This is a genomic window from Streptomyces yunnanensis, from assembly GCF_029011865.1.
Lineage (GTDB): Bacteria > Actinomycetota > Actinomycetes > Streptomycetales > Streptomycetaceae > Streptomyces > Streptomyces yunnanensis.
This window is the reverse complement of sequence record NZ_CP095749.1, coordinates 5,471,560-5,496,718: the sequence shown is the minus strand read 5'-3', so window position 1 is coordinate 5,496,718 and position 25,159 is coordinate 5,471,560. Positions and strand designations below refer to the sequence as shown.

Here is a 25,159-nt window from a genome sequence, read left to right as displayed (position 1 = left end):
GCTCCCCCATGACATCCGCACCGTCCCCCCGCCCCGCCGCCGGCGCCCCCTCTCGACCCACCGGACCCACCGGACCCACCGGCCCCGCCGGACCTGCCGGACCTGCCGGACCCGCCGATCTCACCGAACTCGCCGAACTCACCGAACTCGCCGAACTCACCGAACCCGTCGACTCCTTGATACTGCACGCCACTGACAACGGCGTCGCCCAGCTCACCCTCAACCGTCCCGACGCCCTCAACGCCCTCACCTGGGACATGCGCGAACGCCTCATCGGCCTGCTCGCCGACGCCTCCGCCGACCCCGACGTGCGCGCCGTGCTGCTCACCGCGACCGGCAAGGGATTCTGCTCCGGCGCCGACCTGCGCGGCGCGCCGACCGTCGGCGACCGGGTCGCGGGCGATGTCGCGCGGATGATCCGCGGCGGCGCCCAGCGGTTCATCGCCGCCGTGCTGGACTGCGAGAAACCGGTGATCGCGGCCGTCAACGGCACCGCCGCCGGGATCGGCGCACACCTCGCGTTCGCCTGCGACCTGGTGCTGGCCGCCGAATCGGCCCGCTTCATCGAGGTGTTCGTGCGCCGCGGCCTGGTACCGGACGGCGGCGGCGGCTATCTGCTGCCGCGGCTGATCGGCCCGCAGCGCGCCAAGGAGCTGATGTTCTTCGGCGACGCCGTGCCGGCCGCCGAGGCCGCGCGGCTGGGGCTGGTCAACCGGGTCGTCCCGGACGGGGAGTTGGCCAAGGTCGCCCGGGAGTGGGCCGAGCGCCTCGCCGCCGGCCCCACCCGCGCGCTCGCCCTCACCAAAGCGCTGGTCAACGCCTCTCTGGACGGCGACCGCGGCGCGGCCTTCGCGGCCGAGGCCACCGCCCAGGAGATCAATATGACGACGGCGGACGCCCAGGAAGGCATCGCGTCCTTCGTGGCGCGCCGCCGGCCCACGTACCGGGGGAGGTGACCGGGGCACCGCCGCCCCCAGAGGCGCGCGCCGCCGCCTCCCGCCCGTTCACCACGGGCGGCTCATCCGCCGTCCGCCGGGCACTCGGGGACCTCCCGGGTATTACGGGTCCGCACCCCCGGCAGCCATCCCTGTGCGCCCTCCCCGGTGCGCACCCGGTACCACCGGCTGGAGGTGATCCCCTCCTCGTCCCGGACCAGTTGCCCGTCCGTCACCACGCAGCGGGCCGCCAGCACCTCCCCGTGCCAGACCCGCCCAGCGGAGTTCCCGCGCGCCGCGTACGGCCGGTGCGGGTCCTTGGCCAGCCGCAGCGCGCACTCCAGGGTGTGCGGCGTCCGGCAGGCGGCCTCGCTGTTGTAGACCGTGAGCGGCACCGTCCGCGGCGGCCCGGCCGGTCTGACGTCCACCGCGCCCGGCCGCAGCAGCACCCACCAGACGCCCAGGACCACCACCGCCACTGCTGCCGCGACGCCCAGCACCACGGCATACGGGCGCCGTCGCGACAGCCAGGCCACGGCGGCGCCGCCCCCCGGCGCCGGGGCCGTCGCCCGGCCGTCCGCCGCGGGCTCCCTGACCCGCTCCCACAGGCCGCCGGGCGTCTCGATCTCCTCGTCGGCCGCCCGCAGCTTCGCGCGCAGCAGCGCCTCGACCTCGCCGTGCCCGCCCGCGCCGTCCCGTGGCCCCGCGCCCACCGTGCCGCTCACCTCCCGGCCTGCCCGTGCTCCGATTCAACGAGGTACGCGCGCAGCCTGTCCAGGGCCCGGGCCCGATGGCGGGCGGCGGTGCCGCGGTGCACCTTCATGATCTTCGCGGCCTGGTCGATCGTGTACCCGTCCAGGTCCACCAGGATCACGATCCCCGCCTGCCGGTGCGACAGCCGGCCCAGCAGCCGCACCGCCTCCAGCTCCGCATGCCGTCGCGCCATCCCTCCGTCCCACTCGCCGGATCCGCCGCCGGCCCCCGGCCCCGTGCCGGCCCCGGCCGCGTCCCACTCGTCCACTTCCTCCACCAGCACCTGCCGCCGCTCCTTGCGGTAGGCGTCCCGGGCGACGCTGAGGACGGCGGTGAAGGCGTAGGCATACGGCTCCGGGTGCGCCAGGAGACGCTGGGGACGGGCGGCGAGCTTGAGATACGCCTCGTGCACCACGTCCTCCGCCGACTGCCGGGTCCCGGCCAGCATCACCGCCCGCCGGTAGAGCCGCGGCAGCAGCCCGCAGAAGAGCTCGTCGAACGCCGCCGACGCGGTGCCCCCGGGGCCCGGTGGCCCGGAGGAACCGGACCGGCCCGAGGGTGGGGACGGACTGCCGGGCCCGCCGGGTCGGGCCCTCTGGGAACCAGCGGCCGACCACGAGGTCGGCGATGTCGCATCGGCCATGTACCGGAACACTCCCCCGTGCTTGGCTACGGCGCGGCCGAGGTGGAAGGTACCCGTGCGCTCGGCGACCAATCAGGAACGCGGCCCCAATCTCCCCCCAACCACCGTGATCCGGCCCGGCCTTCCGCGCCAAACCACCCTTGTGAGTGGCTCCCGCCCCTTCCCATCTGACGCTCCATCAGATTCAATCACCAGCATGATGGGACACGCCGGAATGGCGGCCACCGCCATCCGCTACCTCCGCTCCGTCGGGGCCCCCACCGCCGCCGCGCCGCCAGCCCCGCACTCCCGCTCCGTCGGCGCGCGCCCTCCATTGCGCGCCGTACGCGAAGACGAACGCGCCCCCTTGGATCCGGCTGAATTCCGCTCCGTCCTGGGCCACTTCGCCAGTGGCGTCACGATCATCACGGCCCCCGCCGAGACGGGCCCGGCGGGCTTCGCCTGCCAGTCCTTCGCCTCCCTCTCCCTGGACCCGCCGCTGGTGGCGTTCATGGTGGGCCGCACCTCGACGACCTGGCCGCGCCTGGCGCGGGCCGGCGTCTTCTGCGTCAACGTCCTCGGCGCCGCGCAGGGCGACCTGTGCCGCGCGTTCGCCGTCAGCGGCGCCGACAAGTTCGCCGGCGTCCCCCACAGCCCGGCCCCGGTCACCGGCTCGCCCCGGCTCGCGGACGTCCCCGCCTGGATCGACTGCACGATCCACGCCGTCCACACCGGCGGCGACCACCTCATCGTCGTCGGCCGCGTCGAGGCCCTGGGCACCGACCCGATTGCCGCGGCCCACGGCCCGCTCCTCTTCCACCGGGGGGCGTTCGGGCGGTTCACCTCCTAAAAGGAGCGCCCGCCGGGGCGGGTCGGGCGGGCCACGAGCCGCCCGAACCGCCCCGGCGGGTCGACGACGCCCTACTCCCCGAAGCGCAGGACCGCCCGCGCCACCCGTCCGTGGTGGGCGTCGTCCGCCGCCTTGGCGAAGTCCGCCACCCCGTACGTCGCGGTCACCAACTCGTCCAGCAGCAGCCGCCCTTCGCGGTAGAGCCGGGCGTAGAGGGCGATGTCCCGTTGGGGGCGGGAGGAGCCGTAGCGGCAACCGAGGACGGACTTGTCCAGATACAGCGAGGAGACGAGGAAGGACGCCTCGGCGGTGGCCGGCGGCACCCCGAGCAGCACCGCCTGGCCGTGCCGGTCCAGCAGGTCGATCGCCTGCCGGATCAGCCGGGTGCTGCCCACACACTCGAAGGTGTGGTCGGCGCCGGTCGGCAGGATCTCCTTCACCGCCCTGACGGTGTCCGGCACCGCCGACGCGTCCACGAAGTGGGTGGCCCCGAACTGCCGCGCCGCCGCCTCCTTCGCGGGATTGGCGTCCACCGCCACGATCACCGACGCCCCCGCGATCCGTGCGCCCTGGAGCACGTTGAGGCCGATCCCGCCGGCCCCGATCACCACCACCGAGTCGCCGCGGTCCACCCGGGCGCGGTTCAGCACCGCGCCCACACCGGTCAGCACCCCGCACCCGATCAGCGCGGCCGAGGTCAGCGGAATCTCCTTCGGGATCTTGACCGCCTGCACCGCCTTGACGACCGTACGCTCCGCGAACGCCGAGTTCGAGGCGAAGTTGAACAGCTCCGTGCCACCGCGCCGGAACGGCTTCGCCGGCATCCCGATCGCCTTGCGGCACATCGTCGGCCGCCCCCGGTCGCACTCCGCGCACGCCCCGCAGTTCGCCAGCGTCGACAGCGCCACGTGGTCACCGGGCGCCACATGGCTCACTCCCGCCCCGACGGCCTCGACCACCCCCGCGCCCTCGTGCCCCAGCACCACCGGCACCGGAAACGGAATCGTCCCGTCGATCACCGACAGATCGCTGTGGCACAACCCGGCCGCCCGGATCCCCACCAACACCTCGCCCGGCCCCGGATCCCGCACCTGGAGATCGTCCACGACCCGGGCCTGCTCACCATCGAATATGACGCCCTTCATTTCCGCTCCGCTCCGGGCATTTCCCGCTCCACTCTGGACATTCCCCGCTCCGCTCTGGGCAGGCCGAGCACCCGCTCGGCGATGATGTTGCGCTGGATCTCGTCCGAGCCGCCGTAGATCGTGTCGGCCCGGGTGAACAGGAAAAGTCGTTGCAGCGCGTCGAGTTCGTACGGCGCCTCCGGGGACCAGTCCACCGGCCCCACGGTCGCCGCCGCGCCGCGCACCCGCATCACCAGCTCACCGAGTCGCTGGTGCCACCCGCCCCACAGCAGTTTCGCCACGCTCGGCGCTCCCCCGGCGCCTCCTGCGGCGCCCAGGGTCCGCAGCGCGTTCCACCGCATGACCTGCAACTCCGCCCACTGGCGCACGAGGTGCTCGCGCAGCACCGGATCGCGGACCGCGCCGCCACGGACCGCCGCGCCGACCACCTCCGCCAGCTCCCGCGCGAACCCGACCTGCTGGACGAGCGTCGACACCCCGCGCTCCAGGGCCAGCAGCCCCATCGCCACCCGCCAGCCGGCGCCCGCGCCGCCCACCACGTGGTCGGCCCGCGCCACCGCCCCGTCGAAGAACACCTCGTTGAACTCCGCGGTCCCCGACATCTGGCGGATCGGCCGCACCTCGATCCGCCCCGGCTGAGCCATCGGAACCAGCAGGAACGACAGCCCCCGGTGCCGCCGCTCGGCCGGATCCGTCCGCGCCAGCACGAAGCACCAGTCAGCCTCCCCGGCCAGCGAGGTCCACACCTTCTGCCCGCTGATCCGGTACCCGGCCCCGTCCCGCACCGCCACCGTCCGCAGGCCGGCCAGGTCCGACCCGGCCTCCGGCTCGCTGTAGCCCTGGCACCACAGCTCCTCGCCGCGCGCCACGGCCGGCAGGAACCGCTTCCGCTGCGCCTGGTCCCCGTACGCGAGCAGCGTCGGCGCCAGCAGGTTCTCCCCGATGTGCCCCACCCGCCCCGGCGCGCCGGCCCGCGCGTACTCCTCGGCCCACACCACCTGCTGCGTCAGCGACCCAGCCCGGTTCCCGTACTCCCCGTGCACCCGGTCCCACCCCAGCCCGATCCAGCCCCCACCCCCCAACTCCCGCTCCCAGGCCCGCCGGACCTCCACCCCTATGTGCTCGCTGCCGGGACCGCCAGCCGCCCCCAACGAGGCGAACTCACCCACCAGATGCCCCGCCAGCCACTCCCGGGCCTCCGCCCGGAATCCCTCATCCGCCGTTCCGAACCCGAACTCCATTCCGCCCTCCCAGGCACGCCCCCACCGGCCCCACAACCACCCACCCACGGGAGGGGACGGGCCGGAGGTGCGGGGTGTCCGGACGTCAAGCGAAGCAGTCCGGACACCCCCGCGCCGGAGGCCCGTCACCGCACCCGAAAGCCCCGCGCAGCGGACAACTCAATGCGCCGCAGGCGCAACAAGCAAGCCCCGCACGGCGGGAAAGCCGACAACGTGGACTACGCGTTCGGCCGCTCCGCGGCCTTCGCCGCGCGCGCCATCTCCTCCAGCCGCGCCAGCATCGGCATGGGGTCGATCCCCACCGACCCCGCCACCACGTCGGCGACGCGCTCGGGCGTCCACCCGCCTTCGTCGGCGTAAACGGAGCGCAGCTCCCTCGGCTGGGCCCACACCGCGATCTTCGGCCCGGCCACGGTGTAGACCTGGCCGGTGACCCCGTCGACCCGGGCCCGTTCGCTCAGCAGGTAGACGACGAACGCCGCCACGTCCTCCGGTTCGCCGATCTCCTTCAGTTCCATCGGCACATTGGCCGACATCCGCGTCCGGGCGACCGGTGCCACCGCGTTCGCGGTCACCCCGTACTTGTGCAGGCCCAGCGCCGCGCTGCGCACCAGCGAGATGATCCCGCCCTTGGCCGAGGCGTAGTTGGCCTGGGCGACGCTGCCCTGGTGGTTGCCGCTGGTGAAGCCGATCAGCGTGCCGGACTTCTGCCTGCGCATCACCGCCGCGGCGGCCCGGAAGACCGTGAAGGTGCCCTTGAGGTGGGTGGCGACGACCGGGTCCCACTCCTCCTCGGACATGTTGAAGAGCATCCGCTCGCGCAGGATGCCGGCCACGCACACCACGCCGTCGACGCGCCCGTACTCGGCCAGCGCGGTGTCCACGATCCGCTGGCCGCCGGCCATCGTGGAGACGTCGTCGGCGACGGCCGTGGCGGTGCCGCCCGCCGCCTCGATCTCCTTGACCACCGCCTGTGCCACCTCGCTACGGGGCTCGCCGCCCTCGATGGAGACGCCGTAGTCGTTGACCACCACCTTCGCGCCCTCGGCGGCGGCCGCCAGGGCGACGGCCCGCCCGATGCCGCGGCCGGCCCCCGTGACGGCGACCACCTTGCCGGCCAAGAAGTTCCCCATGCCGCGCCCCTTCCCACGGTTTCTGACGGACCGTTAGATTTTTGAGCAGACGCGGTACGAGCACAAGACCCCGGACGCAACCCCGGACGCACGGCTCGAACCCGCACCCGGACGACGGCGCCCGTCCCCACCGGCCCCACCCGTCACCCACCACCCGCCCCGAGGAGCGCCCATGCCCCTGCCCCAGGAGTTCCACGACATCGCCCGGCGCGTGAACAACTGGGGCCGCTGGGGCCCGGACGACGAGCTCGGCACCCTGAACCTGATCACCCCGGACGTGGTGCGCGCCGCCGCCGCGACCGTCCGCACCGGCCGCCGCATCCCGCTGGCGCTGCCGCTCCGCCAGGACGGCGTGCAGACCGGCGCGATCCCGGGACGGGGCAATCCGCTGCACACCATGGTCGCGATCAACCACGAGATCTTCGGCCCGGGCACCGTCGCCACCTCCGACGACACCGTCACCATGGGCCTGCAGGCCGCCACCCACTGGGACGGCCTGACCCATGTCTCGCACTCCGGGCGGCTCTACAACGGGCGGCCGGCCGACACCGTCACCGCGCACCGTGGGGCCACCGCGCTGGGCATCGAGAAGGCCACCCCGATCCTCTCCCGCGGGGTGCTGCTGGACGTGGCCCGGGCCCGCGGCACCGACCGCCTGCCGGGCGGGCACGCGGTCACGCCGGAGGACCTGGAGGCCGCCGAGGAGTTGGCCGGGACGGCGGTCCGGTCCGGCGACGTCGTCCTGGTGCGGACCGGGCAGTTGCGGCACTACCTGGCCGGCGACCGGGAGGCGTACGCGTTCCCCTCCCCCGGGCTCTCGGTGCGCACCCCGGAGTGGTTCCACGCCCGCGAGGTCGCCGCGGTCGCCAACGACACCCTGACCTTCGAGATCTTCCCGCCGGAGATCGAGGACCTGTGGATGCCGGTGCACGCCCTCCACCTGGTGGAGATGGGCATGCTCCAGGGCCAGAACTGGAATCTGGAGGAGCTCTCGGCGGCCTGCGCGCAGGAGGGCCGCTACGCCTTCCTGCTGTCCGCGGTGGCCGAGCCGTTCGTCGGCGGCACCGGCAGCCCGGTCGCGCCGGTGGCCGTCCTGTGAGGTGCGACGCCGCGCCCCCGGCACGCGAGCGACCCCGGACCGGCCAGGCGGCGGCGCGCGCTGCGCGCCCCGAGCACGGCACCGCGGGCCGCCACCTGGCTCCGGGCCGCGATCCGCACTCGACAAGGCCGCGGGTCATCGACCCGGTACGCCCTTGCCGTCCCCTCACGGCGCATCGCTTCCCCAAGAGTGATCACCGGGGAACGCCACGTCAACACCTGGTCTGGACTAATTCCGCGTCAGGCGAACCGATTCAGCGATTTATGACCGGTTTGTGGTGACGCTCGTTACGGCGCAAGCAGGGTCATATGCCCCCAGGTCCGCACCGGCCGCCATCAACAGCGGCTGCCCGCGGTCCACTTCGCACCAGATCCGCTTGCCGGCCCCCTCCGGCTGCCAGCCCCAGCGGTCCGCGAGGCCGTCGACCAGCTCCAGACCGCGGCCGTTGGTGTCCTCGCCGTCCGCGTGCCGGGGGCGCGGCGGGCGGGCGCTGACGTCCACCACTTCGACCCGTACGGTGCCCACCACGGCGCCCGTCCCGGAGAAGCACATCCGTAGCCGGGCCGCCGAACCGGTGTGCACCACCGCATTGGTGACCAGCTCGGAGATCAGCAGGATCAGCGTCTCGGCGAGCGGTTCGTCCGCCCCTATGCCCGACCCCGCGAGCCTCGACCTGGCCCACCGCCGGGCCCGCCCCACTTCCGCGGGGTCGGGCCGCACTTCCAACTGCACCTGAAGCACCTGCACCGCTCACACCATCCGAACCGGCGGAAACATCGCCTCGCGCCTCCACGGAGTCACGGTGCGTGACTCCGGCGAAGCACAGCATGGTTGACGTTCAGTCACCGCAACAACCGCTTCGGGCATATTCCAGCGCAAGGGAGTATGCGTGCGGCATACTGTGCGACGCACAGCGCGGGGAGTCGAACATGGGGGGTCGTCGGGGCCTCGCCCGGGGCGAGCGGCGCGCAGTCGATGCCCCGGAGCCGTCCTTCCGACGGCACCGTGACATTTGCGCCACAGAACCACTCGCACCCCACGGAGCGTACCCGAGCGCAGCGCCGACTCCCCCGTGTGACGAGTCACGCCTAGGACACAACCCGATATCGACCCTCCGTGACCGCTTATGCGTGAGGGACCCGACATTCCGCACACGGGTTGCCAGAGTCTGACATCGACGGCGCGGCCGGCACGCTCCGTACGCGTCCGCGGACGCCGGCGCACCCCCTCACCCCGCCAGCGCGTCCGCCAGGCGCTCCTCCGCCTCCCGCGCGCCGCCCCACCGCTCGGCCCGCAGCCAGGCCCGTTTGAGGTGCAGATGGACATCGGCCTCCCAGGTGAAGCCCATGCCGCCGTGCACCTGGAGGCAGTCCCGGGCATTGCGCACCGCGGCCTCGTCCGCCAACAGCTTGGCGCCCACGACGTCCAGGGCGTCCTCGGTCACCGCCGCCGCGTAGACCGCGACCCGGGCCAGCTCGGCGCGGACCAGCATCCCGGCGCACAGGTGCTTGACGGCCTGGAAGGAGCCGATCGGCGCGCCGAACTGGGTGCGCTGCCGGGCATGCGCGACCGCCATCTCGACCGTCCGGGCCGCACTGCCCAGCTGCTGGGCCGCGGTCAGCAGGGCCGCCTCGCGGCGCAGCCGGGGCACGTCCAGGCCGGGCTGCGGGACGGTGCGCGCAGGGCCGGTGACGCGGGCGAGCGGGGTGAGGGGGTCCACGGAGGCGAAGGGGGCGCGGGCGACGTCGGCGGGTGCACTCCGGTACGCCCGGGCCGCGTGCGCCGGCGCATCCCCGTCCAGGAAGATCAACGCGTCGCAGTCGGCCGGGTGCTCCCACAGCACCGGATCGGTCGCGCCGTCACACAGCGCGACGATCCGCTCGCCGGACGCCACCCCGTCCACCGCCCCGGCCAGCAGCTGCCCGGCCACCAGCGGGCCCGGCAGCAGCGCCCGGCCGGCCTCCTCGAAGACCAGGACGGCCTCCGGCAGCCCCAGCCCGACGCCGCCGTCCGCCTCCGGGAGCCGCAGGGCGAAGAAGCCGGCGTCGGCCAGCTCCCGCCACAGCCCGCGGTCCAGCGCCGGGGCGTCGACGGCGGCACGCAGCCGGTCCCGGTCGAAGCGGCCGGCGAGCAGTTCCCGGGTGCCGTCCCGCAACGCCCGCTGGTCCGCGGTGAGTTGGAAGTCCACCGGCCACTCACCGCCCCTTCGGCAGGCCGAGGATCCGCTCGGCGACGATGTTCCGCTGGATCTGCGAGGTGCCCGCGGCGATGGTGTACGCGAGGGCGGAGAGCCGGTCGGCGACCCACGGGTGGTCGGCGTCCAGCGCCCGTCCGCCGAGCACCTCGGCCGCCGCGTCGTAGAGCTCCTGGCGGGCGTGCGAGTAGCGCAGCTTGAAGACCGAGCCGCCGACGCCGGGGACGCCGCCGGCACTCCCCCTAGGTCTCGAATCCACTCGCCCAGGGGGGACCCCCATCGCCTCGCTGACGTTCCACTGGGTCAGCCGCCACAGCGCGGCGAACTCGGCGTTCAGCCGGCCCAGTCGGCGGCGCAGCACGGGGTCGTCCCAGCGGCCGTCGGCGCGGGCGGTGCGGGCGAGCTCGGCGAGCAGCCGGCGGCAGGCCACCACCTCGCCGACGAAGGCGGTGCCGCGCTCGAAGGAGAGCGTCACCATCGTCACCCGCCAGCCGTCGTCCTCGGCCCCGACGCGGTTGCCCACCGGTATCCGGACCTCGTCGAGGAACAGTTCGGCGAACTCGGTGGAGCCGGCCAGTGTGCGCAGCGGCCGGACGGTCACCCCGGGGGCGTCCATCGGCATCGCCAGCCAGCTGATGCCGCGGTGCCGGGGGGCCTCCGGGTCGGTGCGGACGAGCAGTTCGCACCAGTCGGCGACCTCGGCGTGCGAGGTCCAGATCTTGCTGCCGGTCACGACGTAGTCGTCGCCGTCCCGGACCGCCCGGGTGCGCAGCGCGGCCAGGTCGGAGCCGGCGTCCGGTTCGCTGAAGCCCTGGCACCAGATCTCCTCGCCGCGCAGGATCGGCGGCAGCCAGCGGGCGCGCTGGGCGGCGGTGCCCTCCGCGGCGATCGTCGGACCGGCGTGCAGCAGCCCGACGAAGTTGGCGCCGACGTAGGGGGCGCCGGCCCGCTCGGTCTCCTCCAGGAAGATCAGGTGCTGGGTGGGGGTGGCCCCCTGGCCGCCGGCGTCGGCCGGCCAGTGCAGCCCGGCGTACCCGGCGTCGTGGAGCATCCGCTGCCAGGCCGCGTCGTGGGCCCGTCGGCCGGGCCAGTCGGTGGCGGCGGGCGGTGGCGGCAGCTTGGGCAGCACCTCGGCGAGCCAGCTCCGCAGCCGGGCCCGGAAGGCTTCCTCCTCTTCGGTGTAGGCGAGGTCCATCAGCGGTCCCGGTGCGCTGCCGGGAGGCGGGCCCCGCGGCGGGCGGCGGGCCCGCGCGCGGGGTCCTGGACGCCGGTGCCGCGCGGCGGCTCGGTCGGGTTCGCCATCGTTCCCCCTCGCCCGTGCCGGTCGCATCGCACCCGGATGCGCCGGGCACGCCAGATTCCTGATGACCCGTCAGATTCCAGGCTAGCCGCGGACCCTCTGGACCGACAAGGCGCCGACCCCTAATCTCGGGGCCTCATCTGACGTATCGTCAGCAGATGGAGCGGAGGGGATCCGCATGACCGGCAGCACCCTGTGGGACCTCGTCGCCTGGCGGGCCGCCCGGACGCCCGACGCCACCGCCCTCGTCCAGGGCGCGGAAAGCCCCCGGGACGAGCGCCGGATCAGCTTCGGGGAGCTGCGCGAACGCGCCGAAAGGGTCGCCGCCGGGCTGTCCGCACGCGGCGTCCGCGCCGGCAGCCGGGTGGTCTGGCAACTGCCCACCCGGATCGAAACGGTGCTGGTCAGCCTGGCCCTGGCGCGGCTCGGCGCGGTGCAGAGCCCGGTCCTGCCGCTCTACCGCGAGCACGAGGTGGGCCAGGTGCTGCGCCGCACCCGCGCCGCGTTCGTCGTGGTGCCCGGCGTCCGGCGCGGCGTCGACCACACCGCGATGGCGCGCCGCCTGGCCGCGGAACTGCCCGCCCCGCCGACCGTCGTCGAGGCGTACGACACCCTGCCGGACGGCGACCCGACCACCCTCCCGGCACCGCCCACCGACCCCGACGAACCCCGCTGGATCTACTGGACCTCGGGGACCACGGCCGCCCCGCGCGGCGTCCTGCACACCGACCGCAGCCTGCGCACCGCCGGCGGCTGGCTGGCCGCCGCGCTGCGCCTGGGACCGGACGACGTCGGCTCGATGGCCTTCCCCTACGCCCATGTCGCCGGACCCGACTACACCGTCATGCTGCTTGTCCACGGCATCCCCGCCGTCCTGCTGGAGCACTTCGCACTGCCCGGCGCACTCGCCCCCTACCGCCGCCACCGGGTCACCCTGGCCGGCGGCTCCACCGCCTTCTACTCCCTCTTCCTCGCCGCCCAGCGCGCCCTCCCGCCGGGCCGCCGACTGCTGCCGTCGCTGCGGCTGCTCGCCGGGGGCGGCGCGCCCAAACCGCCCGCGCTGTACCACGAGGTGGTGGCCGAACTGGGCTGCCAACTCGCCCACGGCTACGCCCTCACCGAGGCCCCGATGGTCACCATGGGCGATCCGCACGACAGCGCCGACCTGCTGGCCACCACCGACGGCCGGCCGCCGGCCGGGATGGAGGTGCGGATCGCGCCGGAGAGCGGGGAGATCCTGCTGCGCGGCCCGGTCGTCTGCCGCGGCTACCTGGACGAACCGGCCCCGTTCGACGCCGACGGCTTCCTGCGCACCGGCGACCTCGGCCACCTCACCCCCACCGGCCACCTCGTCATCACCGGCCGCCTCAAGGACATCATCATCCGCAAGGGCGAGAACATCTCGGCCCGGGAGATAGAGGACCTCCTCTACCGCCATCCGGACATCGCGGACGCCGCGGTCGTCGGACTGCCGGACCCCGAGCGCGGGGAGCTGGTCTGCGCGGTGGTCGAACAGCCGCCGGGCGCGGACGCGTTGACGCTCGACGCGGTCACCGCGCGGCTGCTCGCCCAGGGACTCGCCCGCCACAAGCTGCCGGAGCGGCTGGAGGTGCTGCCCGCCCTGCCGCGCGGGGCGACCCTGCGCAAGGTGCTCAAACAGGAGCTGCGGGAGCGGCTCGGGGGCGACGGCGGAGGTGCGTGACACGGCCGGGGACGGGCGCAGGGCGGGGCGCCCGACCGCGGGCCCCGGCGGCTCCCGGCCCGCCGGCCACCCCGCGGACGCGGCTAGGGCGTTTCTGACGCCCTAGCCGGGCCGGTACGAGCTGCTGGCCTGGGTGTACAGGCGGTCCACCTCGGTGCGGCCGGTGTCCGGGCCGATGACCAGGACGCAGTGGTAGCGGCCGTCGCGGATCATCGCGAGGTTGCGGGCGTAGACCTGGCGACCGCTGCCGTCCTTCCAGGTGAAGGCGCCCTCGGCCATCGCCGTCTGCCCGACGTCTATCCGCCGCAGCCCGGAGACCGACGACCAGCCGGAGGCGCGGAACGCCGCCAACTCGGGCTCCCTGTCCTGCTGGTAGGCCATCGGATCGGGGCCGAACCGCGCGGTGGTGTCACGGCCGGGCACCACCAGCAGCTCGAAGTCGCCGCCCGTGTAGCGCACCTGACCGCGGTCCGCCCCGGCGCCGCGCTGCCAGCCCTCGCGCACCGCGATCCGGAAGCCCGCGGGGTCGGTGCGCAGGGCGAAGCCGGCGACGACGCCCCCGGAGGCGGTGGTCCGCGGCGCACCGGTGCCCGGCGCGCGGCCGGTGCCCTTGCCGTCGCCGCCGTCCCGGCCGGGCGAGGCGGCCGGGCTTCCGCCGGGCGTCACGCCCGAGGTGCCCGAGAGGCCCCCGCCCGGCGGCCCGCCCGCCGCGTCCGCCCCGGACTTCGGCAGGAACATCACGGCGTAGGCGATCCCGGCCACCATCAGCAGCAGGATCACGGTGAGCAGCACCCGGCCCAGGCTGCGCGGCCCCCGACCGGCCCGCGGTCGCGGCGGCACGGGCCCCACCCCGACGTGCCCCGACAGCTCCGACGGCCCCTGCCCGGCACCGGACGGACGCCCGGCGGAGCGCGCGGACCCGGCCGGCCGGAACGCCGCGGGCTCGGCCGAGCGCGGCGGAGGCGCGCCCGCCGCCCGGCCCGCGGGCGCGGACCGCGAACGGGCGCGGAGCTTCTTCGGCCGCCCCCGGCGGACCAGTTCGCCCCGCCGGCGGAGGATCGGCAGCCGCCGCGGATCGGCCGGCCCCGTGAGCGCGGGCAGGGCCACCGTCCGGCGGCCCAGATCCGGCTCCGGCGCCGTCCGCACCAGCGCCCGCAGCCGGTCGCGCAGCTCCTCGGCTGCCGGCCGCCCGGCCGGGTCCTGGCACAGCAGCGCCGCGACGACGGGCCGCAGCGCCCCGCCCTCCACGGCCTCGGCGGGCGGCCACGCCCGCACCCACCGCACCAACTCCGCGGCGCTCTCCTCCGGATACGGCGGATGGCCCTGCACCGCGCGGAACAGCAGCGCGCCCACCGCCCACAGATCCACCGCCGGCCCCACCGGCGCCGCGCTCCCGTCCGCCGGCCCGGCCTGCTCCGGCGCCCAGCGCTCGGTGACCGCGCCGACCACCTGGAGCCGCGCCTGCCGGGCCCGCTCGGCGGCGAGCCCGGTCGGCCCCGCGCCACCGGGCGCCTGGCCCGCCGCCTCCGCGGCGCCGCCGCCGGCGCCCGCCTTGGCCAACGAGACCGCCGCGGCCGGCTCCTCGGGCACCGGGTCGTACCCGCACAGCGCCTCCTGGGCCGCGCCCACCGCCAGCCCCGTCAGGATCGCCCGGCCGTCGTCGCAGACCAGGACCGTGCGGGCGGTGATGTTGCGGTGCAGCCAGCCGTGCGCGTGCAGGGCGCGCAGGGCGGTGAGCAGATCGACGGCGATCTCCGCGGCGCGGTGCGGGCCCAGCGCCCGCGCGGCGAGCAGCGCGGACAGCGGGCGGGCGGGCAGGAGTTCGCCGACGATCCACAGGCTGCCGTCCTGCGCGAAGACGTCGAAGACCTGGTCGAGCAGGGGGTGGTCGGGCAGTTGGGCGGCGGCCGTCGCGGCCTGGAGGGCGTGCTGGACGACCGGGTCCCGGGGGCTGCGGTCGGCGCCCTGGGCGGCCGCCCGGCCGCGGACCGCCGCCGTCCGGCCGCCGCTGGCGAAACCATCCTGCGCACGCCCGTGCGCAGGATGTCCGTCCGCGCCGGAACCGGCCGGCAGCCCGGATCCGTCCGCCGCCAGCAGCTCCGCGTCCACCACCTCCGGCAGCGGCACCTGACGGATCAGCACTTCCTGGCCGCTGTAGGTGTCGAAGGCCCGGGTCTCGCCGAACTGGTCGGGGCAGGAGGCGTCATAGGGGTCGCCGGGGGTGTCCGCCGCGGCGCCGGGGTCGTCGCCGAACGGCCGCGCCGGCAGGCGGTAGCGCTCGGCGAGCACTCTCCCCGCGTACTCGTCCACGACGCGCCTCCCCTCAGCGTGCGCCGCGCCCGCCCGGGGCGGATGCGTACGACTGTGGACTTCTCACGATACGGGGCAGCACCGACAGTTGAGCCCGTCGGACCGCGACGCGCGCCGTGTCCGTCCGCGGCGGCCGGGGAGCGGGCGGTCCGGCCCCGCCGGGCCGGCCCACCGCCCGCGTCGGGTCAGTCCTTGATCGCGAAGGTCCGGAAGGCGGTGTCCCGCAGTTCGCGGCACTCCTCGTCGTCCCAGCCGTCCGCCTTGCAGGTGATCATGATGGCGTAGCCGTGGTGGTCGTCGGCGCGGAAGCCGCGGTTGAGCACCCGCACGTCCTCGCCGCCCTGACGGCGGGTGAACGCCCAGTCCGCGACGGTCGGGTAGCCGCGCCAGCCGATGGCCTTGATGCCCAGCAGGTGGTAGTCGTCGCTGGAGCCGGCCACGTTGGGCTCCAGGCTGCGCCAGGACGCCGCGGCGTCCTTGCCGGGCGAGTCGTTGTAGTCGACCTGTATGCGCGGGAAGCCGCCGTCGGCGCTGTATATGGCGCCGGAGTTCTGCCCTGCCGTATCGGTCTGCTTGAACCCCTTGGGCATCACCATGGTGAAGTGGAACCCGCCGTTGGTGACCTGCGCGAAGCCGTCCGGGATCGCCGCCCCGTCCTTCTTCCCGCCCTCGCCGCCGCCGGCGCCGCCGGCACCCTGCGTGCCACCCTTGCCGCCACCCGGGGTGCCACCGCCCGGGGTGCCGCCCGACTTCGCCCCGCCCGGCGTGCCGGCGCCGTCCGTGGCCGGATCACGGCTCGCGTCGGCCGACCGGCTCGCGGCCCGGCTCGCGTCCGTGCCCTTGCCGGCCTTGCCGGCGGCGGAGTTGCTGTTGTCGCCGCTGCTGAACAGCAGTGCCAGCAGCGTCCCGAGGACGACGACCAGCACGGCCGCCGCGATGATCAGCGTCCGGCGCGGCACGACGTCGGTCACCGAGGCGCGCGGCGGGGCGGGACGGCCGTCGCGGTCGCCGGGTCTGGAGTCGGACCGGGCCGCCGCGGCGGCGTTCCGCACGGACGTCAGGGCCGCGCGCACCCGCTCCTTGGCGGCGTCCGCGTCGAACCCGGCGCGGGCCGGGGAGCCGTCCGCCGCGGTCTTGCTCGCGGCCGGCCGCGCCGCGGCGCTCTCCTTGGCGGGCTCCCGCGCCGGCGCCGGCTTCGCCGAACCGCCGTCCGTGCGCGCCGCCTTCGACGCGCCCGGCGCCGCCCGGTCGGCCCCGGTGGCCGCACCGGTACCGGTGGCCGTGGTGGCCGCACCGGCCGCGCTCGCCGCCGAGGCCGCGGAGGCCGTCGGCTTCGCCTTGGGCTTCTTCGGCGCCCGGGGCTTGGCGGTGTCCTTGGCGGGCCTGGCGCCGCCGGGCCGCTCCGGCGGCGCGGTGGGCAGGACCATCGCCCGCGTCGCGTCCATCGGGGGCTCCGGCTTGGGCTCCGGCGCGTGGATGACCTCGTGCAGCAGCGCCCGCGCCCCCGCCTCGTCCAGCCGGCCCTCCGGATCCTTCACCAACAGGCCGTAGATGACGTCCTCCAGCGGCCCGGCGCTCTTGGGCGGCTCGACCGGCTCGGTCATCACGGCGGTGAGGGTGGCGATCGCCGAGCCCTTGTCGTACGGGGGCACGCCCTCGACACAGGCGTACAGCAGCCCGCCGAGCGACCACAGGTCGGCGGGCGGGCCCGGCTTCTGGCCGCGGGCCCGCTCCGGCGAGATGTACGAGGGCGCGCCGACGAGCATGCCGGTCGACGTCACCGAGGGGTCGCCCTCGACCTGGGCGATGCCGAAGTCGGTGAGCACGACCCGGCCGTCGTCGGAGATCAGCACGTTGGACGGCTTCACGTCGCGGTGCAGGATGCCCTGGCCGTGGGCGGCACGCAGGACGTCGAGCACCGCGTGGCCGACCTCGGCGGCGCGGCGCGGGGTGAGCGGACCGTCGTCGCGGATGACCTCGGCCAGCGAGCGGCCCTCGACCAGCTCCATCACGATCCACGGCCGGTCGTCCTCGTCGACCACGTCGTAGACCGTCACCGCGCTGTTGTTGCGGATCCGGGCGATCGCCTTGGCCTCGCGCAGCGTGCGGGTGATCAGACGACGCTTCTCGTCCTCCTCGATCCCGCCGGGAAAGCGCAGTTCCTTGACCGCGACCGTGCGCCCCAGGACCTCGTCGCCGGCCCGCCAGACGGTGCCCATTCCGCCCCGGCCGAGAACATCGGCGAGCCGGTACCGGCCGGCGAGGAGCCTGCCCTCCTTGCCGTCCATCTCGACCTCGTCGCCCACTGAATCCCCTCTGCATTCCAGCCGAGTTGGCGGCCTCGATTCTCCATCGATCGCCAAACTGGCCCAACTCGGACAACCCACCCTGGCAGAGCCTTCATTCTCTCTCATCCGCGGCCGTGCGGAAGGCCCGGGTGGGTGCCGGAGGGTGCCGCGCACCCGTCATGATGGCCCCGACGACGGGAGTTCTTTTTGCCGCTCCACCCTCCCCGCCCGATCACCCCGGGTCCGCCGCGCCCGGTCGCCCTCATCGTCCTGGCCGTGCTGGCCGCCCTGGCCCTGACGGCGTGTACGAGCACCCCGCTCGCCTCCGTGGCACGCCCGAGGGCGGTCCGGGCGCCGGCCACCACCGCTGCCGCGCTGCACCGCCTGGTGACCGACGGCGCGCCCGGCGCGGCCGCGCTGGCCACCCGGGACGGCCGCCTGGCCGCCCTCCCGTCGCCCAACCACCGCCCCTCAACGGCGCCGCTGCGCGGCGGCACCTCCCAATTCACCGCAGTCGGCGTCGCCGATCTGCGCAGCGGCCGGAAGATGGGCCGCCTGGACCGCTTCCGGGCGGGCAGCCTCACCAAGACCCTGGTCGCGACGGTGGTCCTGCAACTCGTCGGCGAGGGCCGGCTCGCCCTGGACGACCCCGCCGCGGAGCACCTCCCGCCCGGCGTGCCGCTCACCGGCGCGGGCGGCGCGAACGATCTGCGCCGGGTGACGATCCGCCAGCTCCTGGACCACACCAGCGGCCTGTTCAACTACACCGAGGACCCCCACCTCGCCGAACAGCTCTACGGCGCGGGCTTCGTGGCCCACCGCTACGACCGCCACACCCCCACCGAGCTGCTGCGGATCGCCCTCGCCCACCCGCCGACCGGCGCCACCGGCGGTAGCCGGGGGAGCGCCCCCTTCTCCTACTCCAACACCAACTACCTGGTCCTCGGCCTGGTCATCCAGGGCGTCACCGGGCACCCGTACGCCGAGGAGCTGCGCCGCCGGATCCTGGCCCCGTTCGACCTGCGCGGCACCTCGTTCCCCGGCGACAGCCCGACACTGCCCGCGCCGCACGGCCGCGGCTACTCCGTGATCGACGGCCGCCAGGTGGACAGCACCGCCCTCAACCCCAGCCGGGCCGGCGCCGCCGGCGAGATGATCACCACCCTCGTCGACCTCAACCGGTTCTTCGCCGCGCTGCTCGGCGGCAGGCTCCTGGCGCCCCGCCAGATGGCCCAGCTGCGCAGCGAGAAGGCCACCCACGGCGCGTACGGCCTGGGCGTCTACGCCACCCGTCTGCCCTGCGGCGTGACGGTCTGGGGCCACAACGGCGACATCAACGGCTCGTACGCGCAGACCGCCGGCACCGCCGACGGCCGGCACCTGGTCAGCTACCGGGTCAACACCGACGACCCGACCGACCAGGGCGACGGCACCGCCGTGCTGACCGCCGAGTTCTGCCCGTCCCGCGCCCGGCCGGACTGAGACGGCGCAGCCGGGCCGGACCCGGCTGCGCCACGGACTACGTCAGCGGCACGATGTCCGGCGCGCCCAGCCGGGCCGCATCCGCCGTCAGGTCGTCGGGCTGGCGCTGGGATTCGCGCTCCGCCTCCACCCGCTTCTCGTAGTGCGCGATCTCCTTCTCGATCTGCGCGCTGTCCCAGCCCAGCGCCGGCGCCATCAGCTCGGCGGCCTCCCGGGCGCTGCGGGTGCCGCGGTCGAAGGTCTCGATGGAGATCCGGGTGCGCCGGGTCAGTACGTCGTCGAGGTGCCGGGCGCCCTCGTGCGTGCAGGCGTAGACGACCTCGGCGCGCAGGTAGTCGTCGGCGGCGGCGAGCGGCCGGCCCAGCGAGGGGTCGGCCACCACCATTTCCAACAGTTCCTCGGACAACGAGCCGTAACGGTTCAACAGGTGCTCCACCCGGGCCACGTGCAGACCGGTCCGGGCGGCGACCCGGGCCCGCGCGTTCCACAGCGCCCGGTAGCCCTCGGCGCCCGCCAGCGGCACGTCCTCGGTGACGCACTCGGCGACCCGGGCGTCCAGCCCGTGCACCGCCTCGTCCACCGCGTCCTTGGCCATCACCCGGTAGGTGGTGTACTTGCCGCCCGCGACGACCACCAGGCCCGGCACCGGGTGGGCGACCGTGTGCTCCCGGGACAGCTTGCTGGTGGCGTCCGACTCGCCTGCCAGCAGCGGCCGCAGACCGGCGTAGACGCCCTCCACGTCGTCCCGGGTGAGCGGGGTGGCCAGCACCGAGTTCACGTGCTCCAGCAGGTAGTCGATGTCGGCGCTGGAGGCCGCCGGGTGCGCCTTGTCCAGGTCCCAGTCGGTGTCCGTGGTGCCGATGATCCAGTGCCGCCCCCAGGGGATGACGAAGAGCACGCTCTTCTCCGTCCGCAGGATCAGCCCGGTCGTGGAGTGGATCCGGTCCTTGGGGACGACCAGGTGGATGCCCTTGGAGGCGCGGACGTGGAACTGGCCGCGCTCCCCGATCAGCGCCTGGGTGTCGTCGGTCCACACGCCCGTCGCGTTGACGATCTGGCGGGCCCGGATCTCGTGCTCCACACCGCCCTCGACGTCCTGCACCCGCGCGCCGACCACCCGCTCGCCCTCGCGCAGAAAACCCACCACCCGCGCCCGGTTGGCGACGTGCGCGCCGTAGGCCGCCGCGGTCCGCACCAGGGTGGTGACGAACCGGGCGTCGTCCATCTGCGCGTCGTAGTACTGCAACGCGCCGACCAGCGCGTCCCTCCGCAGGCAGGGCGCCACCCGCAGCGCGCGGCGGTGCGAGAGGTGGCGGTGGACGGGCAGCCCCCGGCCGTGGCCGGAGGAGACCGACATCCCGTCGTAGAGCGCCACGCCGGAGCCCGCGTACCAGCGCTCCCAGCCCTTGTGCTGGAGCGGATAGAGGAACGGCACCGGCTTGACCAGATGCGGCGCCAGCCGCTGGAGCAGCAGCCCGCGCTCCTTCAGCGCCTCCCGCACCAGCGCGAAGTCCAGCATCTCCAGATACCGCAGGCCGCCGTGGATGAGCTTGCTCGACCGGCTGGAGGTGCCCGACGCCCAGTCACGGGCCTCGACCAGCCCGGTGTCCAGCCCGCGGGTCGCGGCGTCCAGCGCGGTACCGGCGCCGACGACGCCGCCGCCGACCACCAGCAAGTCCAGTTCCCGCTCCGCCATCTGGGTGAGTGCCTTGGCGCGCTGCGCCGGTCCGAGTGTCGCTGTCTTCACCACTGCCTCCCGCTGTGATTCGGAGCCGGACCCCCCGTCCGTCGATTCTCTCCGCGGTTGGTTCCGGCGACCACCTTCCGCTCAGGGCGGCAACACCCGGCCACCTCGATCCGCCAATACCCATTCTGGGTCAAATATCCGCTTAGTCTACTTATGTCCTTTTAGTGGTTGGGGTCCGCGCGCCGCCGGCCACCACCAGGACACCGCGCAGGGCCCACACACTCGCTCGGGAAGGACGGCCGCAGCATGCCCGCAGATCTCGCCGTCATCGGACTCGGTCACCTGGGTCTCCCCCTCGCCCAGGCCGCCACCACCGCCGGCCTCACCACCATCGGCTACGACCCCGATCCCCAGGTGGCCGCCCTCCCCGGCACCGGCGGCCCCCTCTCCCCCACCGAGGTCCGCCGGCTGCTGGCCGCCGGCTTCCGCACCACGGCCGACCCCGCCGCCCTGGGCCGGGTCCGCACGGCCGTCCTGTGCGCGCCCACCCCGCTCGGCGCGGACGGCACCCTGGACCTGTCCGCCCTAGCCGACGCCGCCCGCACCCTGGCCACCCGCCTGCGCCCGCACACCACCGTCATCCTCGAATCGGCCGGTTACCCGGGCACCACCGAGAAGTTCCTCCGCCCCCTCCTGGAAGCCGGCTCCGGCCTCACCGCCGGCCGCGACTTCCACCTCGCCTGCTCCCCCACCCGCCACGACCCCGGCAACCGCACCCACCGCTACCGCAACACCCCCAAGGTCATCGGCGGCCTCACCCCCGCCTGCACCGAGGCCGCCGCCGCCTTCTACGGCCGGCTCACCGACAAGGTCGTCCGCGCCCGCGGCCCCCGCGAGGCCGAGACCGCCAACCTGCTGGAGACCAACTACCGCCACATCAACATCGCCCTGATGAACGAGATGGCGGTCTACTGCCACGAGATCGGCGTGGACCTGTGGGACGTCATCCGCTGCGCCGAGACCAAGCCGTTCGGCTTCCAGTCCTTCCGCCCCGGCCCCGGCGTCGGCGGCCACGCCGCCCCCATCGACCCCAACCACCGCGCCCCGCACGGCGGTTCACCCGGCGCACCGCTGCGCATGGTGGAACTCGCCCAGGAGATCAACGGCCGGATGCCGACCTACGTCATCCAGCGCTGCACCACGCTCCTGAACGAGCACGGCAAGTCCGCCCGCGGCGCCCGCGTCCTGCTGCTCGGCGTCACCTACAAGCCCGACCTCGCCGACCTGGCCGGCACCCCCGCCCACGAGGTCGCCGCCCGCCTGCGCGACCTGGGCGCCCACCTCACCTACCACGACCCCTACGTCCCCCACTGGGAGGTCCACGGCCGCCCCGTCCCCCGCGCCGACTCCCTCTACGAGGCCGCCGCCACCGCCGACCTGACGGTGCTCCTCCAACCGCACCGCACCTACGACCTCCAGGGACTGGCGGTCAAGGCACAACTCCTCCTCGACACCCGCGGCGCCACCCCCACCGGCGCCGCCCACCGCCTGTAACGCGCGAAAGCCCGGCCGCGCCAACGCGCAGCCGGGCTTCTCACTTCCTCAGACGGGGCCTACCGCCGCGGCGCGACCGTCACCTCGACCCGCTGGAACTCCTTCAGCTCGGAGTAGCCCGTGGTGGCCATCGCCCGCCGCAGCGCGCCGAAGAAGTTCATCGTCCCGTCCGGCGTGGTCGACGGACCGCACAGGATCTCCTCCGTCGTGCCGACCGCACCGAGGTCGACCCGCTTGCCGCGCGGCACGTCCTCGTGGACCGCCTCCATGCCCCAGTGGTGGCCGCGGCCCGGCGCGTCCGTCGCCCGCGCCAGCGGCGAGCCCATCATCACCGCGTCCGCGCCACAGGCGATCGCCTTGGGCAGGTCGCCGGAGTAGCCCACGCCGCCGTCGGCGATCACGTGCACGTACCGGCCGCCGGACTCGTCCATGTAGTCCCGACGGGCGGCGGCGACATCGGCCACCGCGGTCGCCATCGGCACCTGGATGCCCAGGACGTTGCGGGTGGTGTGCGCCGCCCCGCCGCCGAAGCCGACCAGCACGCCCGCCGCGCCGGTCCGCATCAGGTGCAGCGCCGCGGTGTACGTCGCGCAACCGCCGACGATCACCGGCACGTCCAGCTCGTAGATGAACTGCTTGAGGTTCAGCGGCTCGGCGGCGCTGGAGACGTGCTCGGCGGAGACCGTCGTCCCGCGGATCACGAAGATGTCCACGCCCGCGTCCACGACCGCCTTGGAGAACTGCGCGGTGCGCTGCGGGGAGAGCGCGGCGGCGGTGACCACACCGGCCTCGCGCACCTCCTTGATGCGCTGCCCGATCAGCTCCTCCTTGATCGGCGCGGCGTAGATCTCCTGGAGCCGCTTGGTGGCGGTGGCGCCGTCCAGCTCCGCGATCTCCGCCAGCAGCGGCTCGGGGTCCTCGTAGCGGGTCCACAGCCCTTCGAGGTTGAGCACGCCGAGGCCGCCCAGCTCGCCGATGCGGATCGCGGTCTGCGGGGAGACCACCGAGTCCATCGGGGCCGCGAGGAACGGCAGCTCGAAGCGGTAGGCGTCGATCTGCCAGGCGATCGAGACCTCCTTCGGGTCGCGGGTGCGCCGACTGGGTACCACGGCGATGTCGTCGAACGCGTATGCCCGGCGGCCGCGCTTGCCGCGCCCGATCTCGATCTCAGTCACTGGTTCTGCCTTCCTACGGATACGCCCCCAGTATCCCCGACGGGGAAGACTGGGGGCGCATCCGGCCGCCGCTCGGCGAAGCGGGCGTCGAGGAGGCCGTCAGCTGCGCGCGTAGTTGGGCGCCTCGGTGACCATCTGCACGTCGTGCGGGTGGCTCTCCTTCAAACCGGCGGCGGTGATCCGCACGAACCGGCCCTTCTCCTTGAGCTCGGGGATGTCGGCGGAGCCGACGTAGCCCATGGAGGCGCGCAGACCGCCGACGAGCTGGTGCGCGACCGAGGCCAGCGGGCCGCGGTAGGGCACCTGGCCCTCGATGCCCTCCGGCACCAGCTTGTCCTCGGAGAGGACGTTGTCCTGGAAGTAGCGGTCCTTCGAGAACGACCGGGCCTGGCCGCGCGACTGCATCGCACCCAGCGAACCCATGCCCCGGTAGGACTTGAACTGCTTGCCGTTGACGAAGACCATCTCGCCCGGCGACTCCTCGCAGCCGGCCAGCAGCGAGCCCAGCATGACGGTGTCCGCACCGGCCGCGATCGCCTTGGCGATGTCGCCGGAGTACTGCAGACCGCCGTCGCCGATCAGCGGCACGTTCGCCGCGTGGCACGCCTGCGCGGCCTCGTAGATCGCGGTGACCTGCGGGACGCCGATGCCGGCGACCACCCGCGTGGTGCAGATCGAGCCCGGGCCCACGCCGACCTTCACGCCGTCCACGCCGGCGTCGATCAGCGCCTGGGCGCCGTCACGGGTGGCGACGTTGCCGCCGACGACGTCGACGCTGATGTTGGACTTGATCTTGGCGATCATGTCGAGGATGCCGCGGCTGTGCCCGTGCGCGCTGTCCACGACCAGGAAGTCCGCACCGGCCTCGACCAGCGCCTGCGCCCGGTCGTAGGCCGAGTCGCCGACGCCCACCGCGGCACCGACGATCAGCCGGCCCTCGGCGTCCTTGGCGGCGTTCGGGTACTTCTCCGCCTTGACGAAGTCCTTGACCGTGATCAGGCCCTTGAGCACGCCCGCGTCGTCGACCAGCGGCAGCTTCTCGATCTTGTGGCGGCGCAGCAGCTCGATGGCGTCCTCGCCGGAGATGCCGACCTTGCCGGTGACCAGCGGCATCGGCGTCATGACCTCGCGCACCTGGCGACTGCGGTCCATCTCGAAGGCCATGTCGCGGTTGGTCACGATGCCCAGCAGCTTGCCCGCGGCGTCGGTGACCGGCACCCCGCTGATCCGGAACTTGGCGCACAGCGCGTCCGCCTCGGCCAGCGGCGCGTCCGGCCGGACCGTGATCGGGTCGGTGACCATCCCGGACTCGGAGCGCTTGACCAGGTCGACCTGGTTGGCCTGGTCCTCGATCGACAGGTTGCGGTGCAGCACGCCCGCGCCGCCCTGGCGCGCCATGGCGATCGCCATCCGCGCCTCGGTGACCTTGTCCATCGCGGCCGAGAGCAGCGGGATGTTGACCCGGACGTTCCGCGAGACGCGGGACGCGGTGTCGACGGCGTTGGGCAGCACCTCCGACGCGCCGGGCAACAGCAGCACGTCGTCGTATGTCAGCCCGAGCATGGCGAATTTGGCGGGCATACCCTCGACGTTGTCACTCATGACACCTTCCCCAATGCTCTTGCCTCAGCGCGGACTCCCATGCTAACGGCCTTGTACGGTGTCCCATTCCACGAGCAATGAGGGCCT

The 25,159-nt window shown here is 74.4% G+C and carries 19 protein-coding genes; 6 read left to right on the top strand and 13 right to left on the bottom strand.

Annotated elements, in window-relative coordinates:
- Positions 1–8: 8 nt before the first annotated feature.
- On the top strand, positions 9–956 hold the full coding sequence (locus MOV08_RS24040; protein WP_275308782.1) for an enoyl-CoA hydratase/isomerase family protein: 948 nt from the start codon (positions 9–11) through the stop codon (positions 954–956).
- A gap of 62 nt (positions 957–1,018) precedes the next feature.
- Here MOV08_RS24040 and MOV08_RS24035 read toward each other — a convergent pair whose 3' ends face one another.
- Both MOV08_RS24035 and MOV08_RS24030 read right to left on the bottom strand, forming a co-directional pair.
- On the bottom strand, positions 1,019–1,660 hold the full coding sequence (locus MOV08_RS24035; protein WP_275308781.1) for a hypothetical protein: 642 nt from the start codon (positions 1,658–1,660) through the stop codon (positions 1,019–1,021).
- On the bottom strand, positions 1,657–2,331 hold the full coding sequence (locus MOV08_RS24030) for an RNA polymerase sigma factor (protein ID WP_275308780.1): 675 nt from the start codon (positions 2,329–2,331) through the stop codon (positions 1,657–1,659). The genes MOV08_RS24035 and MOV08_RS24030 overlap by 4 nt, the downstream gene beginning before the upstream one ends.
- Positions 2,332–2,545: 214 nt before the next feature.
- Here MOV08_RS24030 and MOV08_RS24025 point away from each other — a divergent pair, with 214 nt between their 5' ends.
- The gene (locus MOV08_RS24025) at positions 2,546–3,160 is read left to right on the top strand and encodes a flavin reductase family protein (RefSeq protein ID WP_420834303.1); all 615 of its coding nucleotides are present in this window, start codon (positions 2,546–2,548) and stop codon (positions 3,158–3,160) included.
- 71 nt (positions 3,161–3,231) lie between these two features.
- Here MOV08_RS24025 and MOV08_RS24020 read toward each other — a convergent pair whose 3' ends face one another.
- The 3 genes from MOV08_RS24020 to MOV08_RS24010 form a co-directional block, all read right to left on the bottom strand.
- Positions 3,232–4,305 carry a Zn-dependent alcohol dehydrogenase gene (locus tag MOV08_RS24020; RefSeq protein ID WP_275308778.1) on the bottom strand — a complete coding sequence of 358 codons (1,074 nt, stop codon included), beginning with the start codon at positions 4,303–4,305 and terminating at the stop codon, positions 3,232–3,234.
- On the bottom strand, positions 4,302–5,546 hold the full coding sequence (locus MOV08_RS24015; RefSeq protein ID WP_275308777.1) for an acyl-CoA dehydrogenase family protein: 1,245 nt from the start codon (positions 5,544–5,546) through the stop codon (positions 4,302–4,304). Before MOV08_RS24015 ends, MOV08_RS24020 begins: the two co-directional genes overlap by 4 nt.
- Before the next feature lie 218 nt (positions 5,547–5,764).
- Positions 5,765–6,679 (bottom strand): SDR family NAD(P)-dependent oxidoreductase, encoded by a 915-nt coding sequence (locus MOV08_RS24010; RefSeq protein WP_275308776.1) that lies wholly within the window; start codon positions 6,677–6,679, stop codon positions 5,765–5,767.
- A gap of 172 nt (positions 6,680–6,851) precedes the next feature.
- On the opposite strand from MOV08_RS24010, the gene MOV08_RS24005 reads away from it, so the two are divergent.
- Complete coding sequence (locus MOV08_RS24005) at positions 6,852–7,778, top strand: cyclase family protein (RefSeq protein WP_275308775.1); 927 nt, start codon at positions 6,852–6,854, stop codon at positions 7,776–7,778.
- Positions 7,779–8,039: 261 nt separating this feature from the next.
- Here MOV08_RS24005 and MOV08_RS24000 read toward each other — a convergent pair whose 3' ends face one another.
- The 3 genes from MOV08_RS24000 to MOV08_RS23990 all read right to left on the bottom strand — a co-directional run bounded on the left by MOV08_RS24000 (position 8,040) and on the right by MOV08_RS23990 (position 11,167).
- A complete protein-coding gene (locus MOV08_RS24000; protein ID WP_039635478.1) occupies positions 8,040–8,525 on the bottom strand; it encodes an ATP-binding protein in 486 nt (161 codons plus the stop codon).
- A 481-nt stretch (positions 8,526–9,006) separates the two neighbouring features.
- A complete protein-coding gene (locus MOV08_RS23995; protein WP_275308774.1) occupies positions 9,007–9,966 on the bottom strand; it encodes an acyl-CoA dehydrogenase family protein in 960 nt (319 codons plus the stop codon).
- Between the two features lie 7 nt (positions 9,967–9,973).
- Positions 9,974–11,167 (bottom strand): acyl-CoA dehydrogenase family protein, encoded by a 1,194-nt coding sequence (locus MOV08_RS23990; RefSeq protein WP_039635474.1) that lies wholly within the window; start codon positions 11,165–11,167, stop codon positions 9,974–9,976.
- A 283-nt stretch (positions 11,168–11,450) separates the two neighbouring features.
- Between MOV08_RS23990 and MOV08_RS23985 the strand changes: the two genes are divergently transcribed.
- The gene (locus MOV08_RS23985) at positions 11,451–12,974 is read left to right on the top strand and encodes a class I adenylate-forming enzyme family protein (RefSeq protein WP_275308773.1); all 1,524 of its coding nucleotides are present in this window, start codon (positions 11,451–11,453) and stop codon (positions 12,972–12,974) included.
- A gap of 102 nt (positions 12,975–13,076) precedes the next feature.
- On the opposite strand, the gene MOV08_RS23980 is transcribed toward MOV08_RS23985, so the two are convergent.
- Entirely contained in the window at positions 13,077–15,284 is a 2,208-nt protein-coding gene (locus tag MOV08_RS23980) for a protein kinase (protein ID WP_275308772.1), read from the bottom strand.
- A 185-nt stretch (positions 15,285–15,469) separates the two neighbouring features.
- A complete protein-coding gene (locus tag MOV08_RS23975; protein WP_275308771.1) occupies positions 15,470–17,590 on the bottom strand; it encodes a serine/threonine-protein kinase in 2,121 nt (706 codons plus the stop codon).
- A 189-nt stretch (positions 17,591–17,779) separates the two neighbouring features.
- Here MOV08_RS23975 and MOV08_RS23970 point away from each other — a divergent pair, with 189 nt between their 5' ends.
- Entirely contained in the window at positions 17,780–19,054 is a 1,275-nt protein-coding gene (locus MOV08_RS23970) for a serine hydrolase domain-containing protein (protein ID WP_275308770.1), read from the top strand.
- Between the two features lie 37 nt (positions 19,055–19,091).
- Here MOV08_RS23970 and MOV08_RS23965 read toward each other — a convergent pair whose 3' ends face one another.
- Positions 19,092–20,801 carry a glycerol-3-phosphate dehydrogenase/oxidase gene (locus MOV08_RS23965; protein WP_039635466.1) on the bottom strand — a complete coding sequence of 570 codons (1,710 nt, stop codon included), beginning with the start codon at positions 20,799–20,801 and terminating at the stop codon, positions 19,092–19,094.
- A 246-nt stretch (positions 20,802–21,047) separates the two neighbouring features.
- On the opposite strand from MOV08_RS23965, the gene MOV08_RS23960 reads away from it, so the two are divergent.
- Entirely contained in the window at positions 21,048–22,295 is a 1,248-nt protein-coding gene (locus MOV08_RS23960) for a nucleotide sugar dehydrogenase (RefSeq protein ID WP_039635464.1), read from the top strand.
- 59 nt (positions 22,296–22,354) lie between these two features.
- Here MOV08_RS23960 and MOV08_RS23955 read toward each other — a convergent pair whose 3' ends face one another.
- Both MOV08_RS23955 and guaB read right to left on the bottom strand, forming a co-directional pair.
- Positions 22,355–23,470, bottom strand: coding sequence for a GuaB3 family IMP dehydrogenase-related protein (locus tag MOV08_RS23955; protein ID WP_039635462.1), 1,116 nt, complete (start codon positions 23,468–23,470; stop codon positions 22,355–22,357).
- Between the two features lie 99 nt (positions 23,471–23,569).
- Positions 23,570–25,072, bottom strand: coding sequence for an IMP dehydrogenase (gene guaB / locus MOV08_RS23950; RefSeq protein ID WP_039635461.1), 1,503 nt, complete (start codon positions 25,070–25,072; stop codon positions 23,570–23,572).
- Positions 25,073–25,159: the final 87 nt, after the last annotated feature.